The organism is Chloracidobacterium sp. (assembly GCA_016716305.1).
In the GTDB taxonomy this organism is placed as follows: domain Bacteria; phylum Acidobacteriota; class Blastocatellia; order Pyrinomonadales; family Pyrinomonadaceae; genus OLB17.
Genome location: JADJWP010000002.1, coordinates 656,163 through 668,122 on the forward strand (window position 1 = coordinate 656,163; position 11,960 = coordinate 668,122).

12 protein-coding genes are annotated in these 11,960 nt (G+C 51.9%); 3 read left to right on the top strand and 9 right to left on the bottom strand.

All coding sequences use genetic code 11. The annotated features are described in order from the left end of the window. Window positions 1-109 precede the first annotated feature (109 nt). Complete coding sequence (gene purD / locus IPM28_04840) at window positions 110-1,381, bottom strand: phosphoribosylamine--glycine ligase (GenBank protein MBK9172320.1); 1,272 nt, start codon at window positions 1,379-1,381, stop codon at window positions 110-112. 265 nt (window positions 1,382-1,646) lie between these two features. On the opposite strand from purD, the gene IPM28_04845 reads away from it, so the two are divergent. Then, entirely contained in the window at window positions 1,647-2,042 is a 396-nt protein-coding gene (locus IPM28_04845) for a zinc-ribbon domain containing protein (GenBank protein MBK9172321.1), read from the top strand. A gap of 1 nt (window position 2,043) precedes the next feature. Here the strand turns inward: IPM28_04845 and IPM28_04850 are convergent, their stop codons facing one another. The 5 genes from IPM28_04850 to IPM28_04870 all read right to left on the bottom strand — a co-directional run bounded on the left by IPM28_04850 (window position 2,044) and on the right by IPM28_04870 (window position 8,297). Further along, window positions 2,044-4,047, bottom strand: a complete 2,004-nt coding sequence (locus IPM28_04850) for an amino acid transporter (protein ID MBK9172322.1) — start codon at window positions 4,045-4,047, stop codon at window positions 2,044-2,046. Window positions 4,048-4,376: 329 nt separating this feature from the next. Beyond that, complete coding sequence (locus tag IPM28_04855) at window positions 4,377-5,684, bottom strand: matrixin family metalloprotease (protein MBK9172323.1); 1,308 nt, start codon at window positions 5,682-5,684, stop codon at window positions 4,377-4,379. 28 nt (window positions 5,685-5,712) lie between these two features. Beyond that, on the bottom strand, window positions 5,713-5,877 hold the full coding sequence (locus IPM28_04860) for a hypothetical protein (GenBank protein ID MBK9172324.1): 165 nt from the start codon (window positions 5,875-5,877) through the stop codon (window positions 5,713-5,715). 163 nt (window positions 5,878-6,040) lie between these two features. After that, the gene (locus IPM28_04865; protein ID MBK9172325.1) at window positions 6,041-7,015 is read right to left on the bottom strand and encodes an SLBB domain-containing protein; all 975 of its coding nucleotides are present in this window, start codon (window positions 7,013-7,015) and stop codon (window positions 6,041-6,043) included. Window positions 7,016-7,298: 283 nt separating this feature from the next. Continuing rightward, a complete protein-coding gene (locus IPM28_04870) occupies window positions 7,299-8,297 on the bottom strand; it encodes a hypothetical protein (protein MBK9172326.1) in 999 nt (332 codons plus the stop codon). Between the two features lie 339 nt (window positions 8,298-8,636). On the opposite strand from IPM28_04870, the gene IPM28_04875 reads away from it, so the two are divergent. Then, window positions 8,637-8,876 carry a hypothetical protein gene (locus tag IPM28_04875; protein ID MBK9172327.1) on the top strand — a complete coding sequence of 80 codons (240 nt, stop codon included), beginning with the start codon at window positions 8,637-8,639 and terminating at the stop codon, window positions 8,874-8,876. A 2-nt stretch (window positions 8,877-8,878) separates the two neighbouring features. Here the strand turns inward: IPM28_04875 and IPM28_04880 are convergent, their stop codons facing one another. The 3 genes from IPM28_04880 to IPM28_04890 form a co-directional block, all read right to left on the bottom strand. Beyond that, window positions 8,879-9,655 carry a 3',5'-cyclic-nucleotide phosphodiesterase gene (locus IPM28_04880; protein ID MBK9172328.1) on the bottom strand — a complete coding sequence of 259 codons (777 nt, stop codon included), beginning with the start codon at window positions 9,653-9,655 and terminating at the stop codon, window positions 8,879-8,881. A gap of 39 nt (window positions 9,656-9,694) precedes the next feature. Then, window positions 9,695-10,456, bottom strand: a complete 762-nt coding sequence (locus IPM28_04885) for an SDR family oxidoreductase (GenBank protein MBK9172329.1) — start codon at window positions 10,454-10,456, stop codon at window positions 9,695-9,697. 197 nt (window positions 10,457-10,653) lie between these two features. Then, on the bottom strand, window positions 10,654-10,872 hold the full coding sequence (locus tag IPM28_04890; protein MBK9172330.1) for a hypothetical protein: 219 nt from the start codon (window positions 10,870-10,872) through the stop codon (window positions 10,654-10,656). Between the two features lie 560 nt (window positions 10,873-11,432). Between IPM28_04890 and IPM28_04895 the strand changes: the two genes are divergently transcribed. After that, window positions 11,433-11,927 (top strand): hypothetical protein, encoded by a 495-nt coding sequence (locus IPM28_04895; GenBank protein ID MBK9172331.1) that lies wholly within the window; start codon window positions 11,433-11,435, stop codon window positions 11,925-11,927. Window positions 11,928-11,960: the final 33 nt, after the last annotated feature.

Here is an 11,960-nt window from a genome sequence, read left to right on the forward strand (position 1 = left end):
TGTATTAATTAGATGTTTTACTGCGAGAAAATGACAAAAGTTGTTAGTCGGTCGTACAAACCAACGGCAGCCAAATAAAGCTATTTGATGTCGCTGTCGGTTCTCAAGCTTATTTGCCGATATCTTTTCGATACTGCATTCCGTCAAATTCGATCATTTTGACCGCTTCATACGCCTTTGAGATCGCAGAATCGAGGTCATCCCCGACCGCGGTCACGCCGAGAACGCGTCCGCCGGCGGTTACGAATTCTCCTGCATCGTTTATTGCAGTTCCGGAATGAAATACGACGATGTCGTCAAGCCCGTCAAGTCTGTTAAGGCCTGCGATCACATCGCCGGTCCTGGCTTTGTAGGGATAACCGTCAGACGCCACGATGACACATGCCGAGTTGCCTGAACGCCATCTGATCTCAGTACGATCAAGCCGCTCTTCAAGCATCGCTTCGCAAATTTCGACAAGATCGGTCTCGAGACGTATCAGGATCGATTGCGTTTCAGGATCGCCAAAACGCACGTTGTACTCCAAGACCTGCGGGCCGCGATCGGTCATCATAAGTCCGAGAAATAGAATTCCGCAGAAAGGAAAGCCTTCGCTTTTGCAGCCTCGAATGGTCGGTTTGACGATCGATTCAATTATTTCATCGGTTTGGCCCTTGCTTAGAAGCGATGCATCGGTGAATGTACCCATCCCACCGGTGTTCGGTCCAGTGTCGCCGTCACCGATACGCTTATGGTCTCGGGTTGCAGGCATTAGAGCGAAGTTCTCCCCGTCGCAGAACATTATCAGCGAGACTTCCCTGCCGACTAGGCATTCTTCCAATACGATGACAGCTGCCGCTTCTGTGCCGACCGTTGTCGCAAGCTCGGCGATCGCCGTCAGAGCTTCGGCGCGGTTGCCGGCAACGACGACCCCTTTACCGGCCGCGAGACCATCGGCCTTTACAACAACAGGCGATAGAGCGTCGCCAAACAATCCCGAATTCAATATTGCGATGGCTTCTGATGATGAATGTGCGGTTCGATATTGTGCGGTCGGAATCTCGTGTCGACGCATGAAATCCTTCGCAAACGACTTGCTGGCCTCGAGCCGCGCCGCGTCCTTAGAAGCTCCGATAATTCTAGACCCGCGAGACTTAAATTCGTCGACGATCCCAAGCGCGAGCGGCGTCTCACCACCGACAAAAGTAAGATCGATCGCGTTGGCTTGGGCAAAATCGGCAAGCGATACGATCTCGTTCGGGCTGATTGGTACAAGCTCAGCCATCGACGCGATACCGGCATTGCCATTGGCGCAAAACAGCTTTTCAACGAGTCGGTTCCGCGAAAAAGAGCGACAGATCGCATGCTCACGCCCACCCGATCCGATGACTAGAATTCTCATTGTGTCAATCTTTACAAACGCCGGACTTTTGTGCAAATCGTTTTGGCTTGACAGCGAAAGTCAATAGTTATAAGGTCGCAGATAGTCCCAGCCCCATTCGCTCCCAGACGGTTTTGTTTGATGTTGTCGCTGGGAAATCTTCGTTGAATCTTGTCGAATTTTCGGACATTCAGCGTTCTTTATGAACCGATCGTCCGGGGAAAGCGTATTGCAATAGTCTCGGCGATTGTCCGACCGCGACGCGACATTATTGGAGGCTTGTGCAATGACCGAACATGGGTATAACGAAATCGACGGACACGAAAACGGTTCGGTTTCGGGTGAAGCCGAATTTGTAGATCAATCGATCAACTGTATCGATTGCGGGAACGACTTTATTTGGACTTCCGGTGAGCAGGCGTTCTTTCGAGATAAGAACCTGAAAAATCCGCCAAAGCGTTGCAAGGACTGTAAACAAGCAAAGACTCAGAGGTTGGCTGCGATAGCCGCGGCTCAGGAATCCGGCATAAAGCAACGCATCGAGGTCTCGGTCAACTGCGCAAGCTGTAATGCAAGCACGACCGTACCTTTTTATCCATCTCAGGGCCGGCCGGTCTATTGCCGTTCCTGTTTTCTCGAAATGAACCCGTCGCTTCTCAACAGCGGCAGCCCCGATCGTTGACCTATCCGCCGACGTGAACATTAGGCCGCAATTCGGGGTCAGGTTCCGCCTGGCGGAGGATCTCACGCGTTACGGGTGCCGTATCGCCCTCGCCAAAGAGAATGTAACGAGCAAGGTACATGATCGGGTTCCCCTCACTCCATCCGAAATAGACATGCGGGATCTTGCCTGTACGGTCACGAAGATGCAATAACAGGGCGGCGATCGCGTTCGGAACGGCTGGCGATTCGGTCCGCAGGATACGATATCCTTCGATATCGACTCCGCGGATCGTCAGCCCGCCGGTGAATTCCGAAGCGTCCCCGAGTTCGACCTCATAAAAGATCACCGGATCGGACGATGGGATGTGGTTATCGATCCGCTTTTCGTGTTCCTTGAATCTATACTCGCCTACGTTGCCCACTTCACGACGATTCGTGACTATCCGAATGTCGCCCTCGGACATCTCCTCGATGAACTCAAGAGCTTTCTCATCGAACGTGATCTTGTCGATCCGCAGTTCGGTCGTCCGCATAGCCCTCGAAATGAACGAGGTGACGATGATCGCCAATATGAATAACGAAGCTATCTGGATGCCGCCAGGCTGCTCGATCATGTTCACGATCGTCGTGTAAACAAAGACGACCGTGATCATAAGGAAAAAGATCCATTTCTTTTCAGCTTTGCGGCGAGCCGAGATCGTAACGGCGACGGCCGCCGAGGTCATCAGCATCAAAACACCGGTAGCATACGCACCGCCCTGGGCCGCCACATCAGCCTCAAAAAAGATCGTCACCAAGAAACAAATGGCGGTGAATACCAAGACCAACGGTCTCGTTGCCCGAGCCCAATCAGGAGCCATGCCGTAACGCGGCAAATAACGCGGGACGATATTCAATAGACCCGCCATGGCTGAAGCGCCGGCAAACCAGAGTATTGAGATCGTCGCTAGATCGTATACGGTTCCGAAGCCGGTGCCAAGGTACTTGTGTGCAAGGAACGCGATTGCCCGGCCATAAGCCTTGCCGCCCTCCTGATACTCAGACGCGGGGATAAGCATCGTTGTAACAATACTGCTGCCGACAAGGAAAAAACTCATTATGACCGCAGCACCGGTCAAGAGCTTTTTTCCGTTTCTGATGCGCCCTTCGATGTGTCTGGTGACGTCGGGCGGCTCTTCGGTCTGGTCGATCACCGACATATGGAGCGTAGCGAGTTTCGCTTTCGGAAGCTCAACATCACTCTTTACGAGAGGCATCACAACAACCCCTGTCTCAAACCCCGAAAGACCGAGCGCGAGTCTTGGAAAGGTCAGGATCGAGGCAGCAATAAGGAGAAAGATACTGCCTTCGATCTTTGGGTCAGACCACAAAAGCGCCTGCCAATTCGGCACGATCTCAGGCTGAATCGCAAATATCTGATACATCCCGACCGAGATCGTGATGATGTTCAAAACCAGATAGAATGCGACGATAACGACCGCCAGACCGATGACCTCATTGAAACCGCGTAGGAACATAGCTCCAAGCGCGGCGATCAGAACCAGCGTGACGATGATCTCATGGTTAAGAAATGTAAGATTGTGTTCAACGTAAGGATTCTCGATTATGTGGGCCGTGGCATCAGCGGACGAAAGCGTGATCGTGATAATAAAGCTTGTCGCGACAAACCCGAGAAGGGCGAGAACGAACATTTTTCCCTTCCATCTCGAAAGTAGCTTTTCGAGCATTGAGATCGAACCGTCGCCGTGCGGGCTCTCCTCGGCTACCCGCCGATACATCGGCAATGCTCCAAAAAGCGTTAACAACACCAAAACCAGCGTTGCAAACGGTGACAAGGCGCCGGCAGCAAGCAGAGCGATTCCCGGCTGGTAGCCAAGGGTCGAAAAGTAATCGACGCCTGTGAGACACATCACTTTCCACCAAGAATGCTGTGGATGCCGACCGACATGTTCATGCGGGCCTTCGATCTCGCCAACGTTATCGAAAAGCCATTTCTTCAGCCAACTTCTTTCCTTTACTTTCATATCGGAAAACGAAAAAACCGCGAATCGGATCGAGTCAGCGGTAATTGGTTCATTCGGGATCTCAATGTCGCATGCGCCGTGGAACGTGAGGCAAATTTGCGCGCTTCGGTCCGGGCAATATCATTCAGTTTACGCCGATTGCTCAGTAGGTCAAGGTGCGCTGGGCCTGCAAAAAATAATAGGGCGACGTCTCCCACACCGTCGCCCTGTTGGCCACAAGTCCTCACTCCCTGTGACCGGATGTTCACCGGGGAGGTGAACCCCTCGATTATGCACCAAAAAGGGCTAAATGCAAATACTTTTTTTGACTGGATTTTTCTCGGAAAAGCCTACTTTTGAAGAGGATTTGAGGCGGGCAAAACGACGATCGCACCCGGGAAATATGAGCGGGCGCCGCTGCGGTCTTCGACGTATATCGAATATGTTCCGGGCAGAGTATCAGCAGTCGATTCGAGTTCGAAACTAACGACGGACAGGCGGTCACCGTAATCGAGTGCCCGAAGCGACTCCTTCACAACATTGAAGAACGGCGACGTGGCTCCAACAATGATCGCCCTCGGATCCAGATTACGGCCGCCGAGGTAAAGCGTGACCGTTCGACCAGGATTGAGACCAACGGCAACCTTTGACAATTGCCCATTCAAACCGACGAACTGCAACTGCGCGGCAGTGTCAGACCGTTTGAGCGATCGTCGCAGGATCGCTCGCTCATCGTTGTCGATCGAGACATCACCTAGGAATTGATCGCCGATCTGCGGCTTTGCGATCTGCGCGTCGCGCCAAAACGCTTTGTAGCTGCCCTCCGCCAAGCCTCCGAAATTTGCATAGCCCGACGAGTCGGCATTTCTTGCGGCAAAAATACGACCTGTCTCGGCCTCTTCCAGCCAGATGCTGCCGGTCGGTTGTAGTCGGCTTCGCGCCGTTGTAGCTCGGACCTCGAGTTCTCCGCAACAGAGTTCCTCGCCGGCCATCGGACCGTACGTTTCAAGGAGCAATGCCCGATCCAGATCTGCCAGCGATCGTCCCGCGAAACTCGCCATCGAGTAAAGACCATTCTTAGGGACGTTTTCGTGCATCGCCGTCCCAGAGATCATTGAATGCTCGAGACCCAGCAAGTGACCCAGTTCATGGACCAGCACCGTTTCGAGATCAAAAGTACCAAATGTTCCGTCGGTCGAGAATTGATGAAAAGGACTGAGAACGATGTCTGCCTCTGTGATAACGCCATTGCGATCGAAAAAGATCCGGGTAGCTGCAGGCACGTCCAAAAGCTGGTTGCCAAAGAAGAGCACGTTCTCAGCCGTCGGAGCGATCGTTACAAGGCTGACACCATCGCCCGAAGCTCCGGCCGGGCTGACGTTCGAGCGTGGCGATGAAGCGCGTTCAAAACGTATGTTCCCAACAGATTCCCAAGCGGCAATGCTTCGGCCGATCGCACCATCAATGTCGCTCCCGACCTTTATGTTGAGATTATCTCGCGTTAACGAGTCTGAGATGGCAATTCGGATAGGATTTCGCGGCCACTGAAGACGCAAAGCCGTTTTTGCGTGATCGAAAGAATCGGTCGAACCAACGGCCTGCCACGGCATCGCTGCAGCCAAAATGATCACGAAGAGATTTCGAAACAAGTTCCTCATCCCGTCCGACAGGCTCGTCTTCTATCTATCAGAACTGTTCACGGTCGACCAGTTCGACGTTTTCGAGATCAGCAAATGCAACGATCAGAAGAAGTGCAACAAGGCCTACGGTCGCGAGTAGGTATAATACAGGTATCTGTTCGATATAGATCAGAAACCCGATCACAACCGCTGCGGCGAGCAGCCAGAGCATCGCGACAGTCCTCCGGCTAAATTTCCTGGAATTTTTGGACATATGTACAACGCGGCGGATCAAACTATGCCGCAATCTTTAAGTTAAACAAATTACCGGCCATTTTTCAATCATTTAGGTGATCGTAACTTTATTTTCGCCAGAGAGTTCAGGATCCGCGACGTCAATCTATGATCCGCAACGGCAGCTTAGGGTCAGCCGACCCAAATGCCGCCGCATTCTCGATCACAGGCGGGAACCGGCGTTTTGGTCTACCCTTTTGGCTAACATCCACAACGTCATATGGTTTTAGCGCGATGTCATCGGTCTTTTTTGCCTCGATCTCCGCTAAGCTGAAATTAAGCACCAAAGAGGTTCCCGCCTCGCGCCGAAAAACCGTAACCTCGTTCGCATCACCCTCTTTAGAGATACCGCCGGCGGCGGCTATCGCCCGAGAAAGCGTGATTCCGGCCCTTGCTGAAAGCGAGAGAGGGTTGTTGACGCCTCCGATCACATAGATCGGCATTGCTTGCGTGACCGTAACAATGTCGCCGCCAAGTATCGAGACGTTGGACGACGGTGAACCGCTAAGTAGATCGGCAATTTTGATGATGGTGTTTCTCGGTTCGTTGCTTTTCGATCGATTCCCCGACGAACTTGCGGCGCGAACGGCGTCGTCCTCACAGCTTAGATCCGGCGGACGAAATATATTTATCTCGCCGCTCGCAGTGTCGGTGATCCCACCTGCAAGAACTATCAACTCGGTGATCGTCACACGTCGCTGTATTCGGAATCGCTGGGGAGTCTTGACCGCGCCTCCGACATAAGCGACCGGACGGTCGGTTTTATCTACGATCTGAACGATGACCTTCGGATCCCGGAGAATTCGCGAGTATTGCGCCGCGATCTCAGTTGCGACCTCGCTCTCTGTCCGGCAAAGCACGAATATTTGCCTATCAACTTTGTCAAACCCGTCAAGAAAACCTTCGGGATTCACCCGGCCCCGCCAGTCAAATTCGAAGCTCCCTACCACATCGACGTCGATCACATCGCCAAAGTGGATCCGATCCTGTCCTGCGGCCTTTATGGACTGAGTTCGTACATCGATCGGATATCCGGCGAAGGTTACAAAAAGAATGGTAAGCAAGGCTTGTTTCAAACTATGTCTCGATGGCGTAAACCAGCCTCACCGAATTGACAGATCAGTCGTCAGAACCATTTCCGTCATCTGATGAGGGCGTATCCCGTTTGGGTTTGCGTTTTGACCGGGTTCCAACAGTTCCCGGAACCGCAAATCCCCGGAACTCAAGGTTGCAGCTGTCGCACAACAGGTTATAGCGAAACAACAATTTCGACAATATCATCGTTGGACGATAGCCTTTGCGAATCCTGTCGCTTCTGCATTTGGGACACTTTTGAGCAATCATTTATCGTCAAATAGATCAGACGTCGCGAACCTCGGTCTCACTTGTCGGCCCCTCCAGCATCGATTCTAGTCTCGCGATCTCGCGCGTGATCCTTTCATACGGTGCTCGGTCGTCTTCAGTTCCAGCGAAACCAGTTTGGACCAATCCAAGCGCATGCCGATAGTGAACGAGCGCACGCTTCAGATTACTTCGTTTCTCGGCACGCTCGGCCTTTTCAACCAGCGACGAGACCTCAAGCGACGAAATGACCTCGGCCAGAACCGTACGCGATTCGATCAAGGCCGGTTCATCCGGATAATGAGACAATGCTGCGTCAACTATATCCACAGCGCGGCCCGCAGACTCGATCTTTTCGGCAACCTTAACCCGTTTGCTCGATTCAAGGGAAAGGGCTCGCGATTCGATCTCGGCCCATTGCATCATGTGAAATCGATGTACTTCGCGAACAACACGCTCTCCGTTCTTGAAAGCTGCTATTCGCGGCGAGCCGATCGCGACATTTGGTAATTCCCGTGAAATCGCAGCAAGATACTCGTCGCACAGATCAAAGACCTCGCGGTGCCCCTCAGGTAACTTACCGAACATCCTGGCGGCTTCTGATTTCTTCTCGATATGTCTGAGCATCTGAGCATTTTGCTCGAGCGTGATCTTATGCGCGGTTCCCACACCAGGATGCGCTGCCCTTACACCTCGAAGAGTCCGGTCGAGCATTCGCTGCTCGATCACCTGTCGTTCCCGTGCGTTTCGCAGAATTATCTCGCGGAGAAAGACTGCACTCCCGAGCACGATGCTGGCGGCAAGACCAGCACCGATCCATGGCGTCTCATCGCGACCGTCATGCAATATTCCCCAGACAAGGAAGAATGTACCTCCCGAGGCCGCGATGGCGAGCATATAAAAGCCCGAAGCTGGCAGCCAAAACGGTCTGGCGGTTCGGCTGCGTCGATCACGACCACCCGCAGCTGTAACGATCGCAGCTTTCCCGATGGCAGTCTTTTCAATCTGTTGCGGCATTGGGAATCAAGTCGAAATCGTTTTTAATAGTGAGTAATAAGCCGGCGTATGTCAATCTTTGCATAACCGAGACCATTATTAGAAAGCCAATTGAGGCCGAAGGCTTCGTATCATAAATCGACTTGATCGATCGAGTTACACTCAGATCGAGATCTTTGTTATACTCCTCGCCGATGAGCGGCCAACGAAGAAAACAAAAGGACCTCCCTCTCTTTGATTCGATTCGTAAACCCCTTGCGCCTCCAAGCCAAAAAATCGGTAAGGACAAACCCGAAGAGCGCATACATCCGGCTGGCCGAAAGGTGAAACACAAGAAGAAACCTCCCACCGACGATTGATATGCCACTTTTCAAGAAGAAACCCAAGCAAGAACCGTTGACAAACATCGATATGTGGGCACGGCCCGAAATGCTTGTTACTTTCCGAGGAGAGATCATGCCCGGCAAAGACCGAGAGTCAAGAACATTTCGTGTCAAGACCGTCCTTTCGAACGGACGTGTGACGCTTTACGACTTTCCGGACGAACATAGAAAAGGAGCATTCGAACCGATCAATTTTCGCCGCAACCTGACGAAATGAAACTAGAATTCGTAGATCCTGCCAACCTCTAAGATCTCTACTGACGAGAGCCGCAGCGACCTTATCTCGGCGATGATCATCTCGCGATACATTGGCTTTAGATTCACGACGTAAACCGGACAATCCTTGTTCCGAAATTTGTCGAGTTCTCGTGCCAGCCGGTCTGGCGTGAGGTGGTGCGAAATGTCGGCAAGGTCGCCAAGATCGTTCGGAAATGCGCATTCGATCAAGAGAGCCGAAAGTCCCTCGGTCTCATTTATAAGTTCCCAAAATGCGTCCATTTCGGCTGTATCGCCGGAAAGGGCAATGCTCTTATCATCGTGCTCAACTACAAATCCCGAACTGGTCACCTTGTGATTCACGTCAACTGACCTAATTTTCAGGTGAGCGACCCCAAACTCATCATTTGCCCCGATCTCGCGATACTCAAGCACCGGGCCATTGGCGTTCCGCAGCTCAGAAAACCGTGGATACACCGCCCAATTGAAAACGTCGCGCTCAAGTACCTCGATCACCTCGCGACGAGCGTGAACGCGGACCGGTTCATCGAGATTAGCGAAAAGGTCGTCAATGAAGAGAGGCAGGCCGGCGATATGATCGAGATGAGCATGGGTCAGAAGTACATCGCGAATATTTTCGCGCTGTGCATCGGAAACGGAGGTCGCCAGACTGCCTGCGTCGATCGCAACGCGATCGTCGATCACGAAGCATGTAAAATGCTGGCCGCCGGACACCTTGCCCGTTGGATCTATCGTACTTGGCAGCAATTGTAGTCTCAACTGAAGATCACCTCGTCGGACAGGATCGACCGAGTCATATTACCGGGCGCATGTCTCCGCCCGGCCTCCGTCGATCGCATACGTTGCGCCGGTTATCCAACCGGCTTTTTCGGAAGCGAGGAAGCATATCAGATCAGCGACCTCTCGCGCTTCGCCGGCTCGACCCAGTGGATGGGTCTTCTTTGCATTCTCCAAAAACAAGTCATAATCGGCATCGCTCATTCCGCCGCGCTTGTGGAGATTGGTGACAACAACTCCTGGATTGACCGCGTTGACCCTTATCCCTTTTGGTGCAAGATCAAGCGCACTGCACCGGGTGAGCTGATCGGTCGCGGCCTTTGAAACGCAATATGCCAAAACTCCAGGAAATGCACGCGTTCCGGTTACGCTCGATATGTTAACGATGTTCCCCTTGGTCTTTTCTAGATGCGGAACACATTTTTGCATCACGTAAAACATCGAACGAACGTTGATCGACATCATTTTGTCCCAATCGTCAAGGGTTGTACTTTCGATCGAACCGGTTTTGATGATCCCGGCAGCATTTACAAGTATGTCAATTTGACTCAAATGCTGAACCGTTTCTGATACCAATCGGTCAACTTGCGACACTTCGGTAATATCGGCCAAATGAACGCGGATCGCGCCCTTCAGGTCACGCGCTTCATCGCGAAGTGTGCCGAGATCGCCCTCGTTCCTACCAACAGCAACCACGCTCGCACCCTTTTCAGCCATCGCGAGCGCCGTCGCTCGTCCGATACCGCTGCTTGCACCAGTTACAAGAGCAACCTTATTTTCCATATAGCTTTCTTTACCGGGATCTTGAGCTAAAAGGATAACAATCCGATTCTGCGTCTTGCAAATGACGAAGAACGCGTCGCATTTTTGCCAGCCGGAAGAATAAAAGGCAACTCGTTTAGAGCTGCCTATCGATTATAAATATTGGGTATTATTGCGAAAAGAGAGTTCTACGGAGCCCGTTTCAGGACCTAACCGATCTAGGACTCCGTAGGCTGCGGTTGTTGAGCAAACAGCTTTTCCAGTGCGATCTTTGTCTCGTCACGCTTGCGGGTCTGAAAATCGCTGACCCACGTAGTGACTGTCGAGACCATTTCACGTGCGGCTGCACGCTTGGTCTTTACTACCGGCTTCACCGGCCGTTTCCGATCGTCGATCTGCGCCTTTTTGATTACTTTGACTTTTGATTTGTCAATCATGCAATTGTTCCTCCTTATATTGGTTTCTGACTTAATTCGGCTTCAAGGATCGAATCCGTTTCCATTCTTCGTTTATTCCTGTATGCAATCGATGTGCCAATGATGAACGATTTCATCAGAAATTTTTGCGTATCAGGCTGAAATAACACTCAGGGGACCTGGCCGCGATTCGCAAAACGCCAAAAAAACTCATGGAATTTTGCGTTCTGCCAAAATTGGTTTACGACGAGTGTCCAAAAAATGTTCCCTTAAAACGTCCAATTCCGCGTAAATATCTTACTAATAGACGTCTGATTGACCGATTTCCGGACAATCGATCGTCTGGAATGGTCTTTGCACGTCATGGGTCCGTGACGATTTTTGATTCACTTGTCATTTACCTAACGTTCGGTGCACCATTCGCGGTGTACCGCTTTTTCCAGCTGAGTAGGCCAATCCGAGCAAGATCGATCGCGCTATTGGCGTTTTCATTCCTTTTCTGGCTGCCATCCGCATACCATTTGGTACGACGCAGCCTGTCAAATTCGTCACGTGTCTCTCATTTCGTAACGCGAAAAAGTTTGGATGCACGTATCATTACGGTCGAAGAGAATTTTCGTTCGAGCCTTGAAAGAGCTATTTCCAATTCTCTCCCCGATAATCACCGCCGATCCTTCATGGCGCTATTGGATCGTTATGTCGGCTTGCGCCTCGCTGTCGAAGATCAAACGACCGGCGAGGGGTCTCTTGCCCTTTTTGAGATCAGCGGCCACGCTCAGCCTCGACTTGCCGCGATCTGCTTTGATCGGCTCAACCGAATTCGACTAGAACGTCACTCTCGTCTGGCACAGCGCGACCTGCTTGCTTCGATCCTCACGATGGAAGCAGACAAAGAATTGACCGCATTAACGGCACAGTTGGCTAGGGCTATCGGGGATTCACATCTGGCATCAGCATTGAACAATAGCGAAGCAACCCGACAAAGGCATGCAGAGACGACCGTTCGCGAAGATATTTCACGCGAATCGATGCATCTTACGAGTCACCAGACTCAAGAGCCAGTTTCTCTTTCGTAGCAGAGGCGACGGTGACATTTCGAACGCATTTAA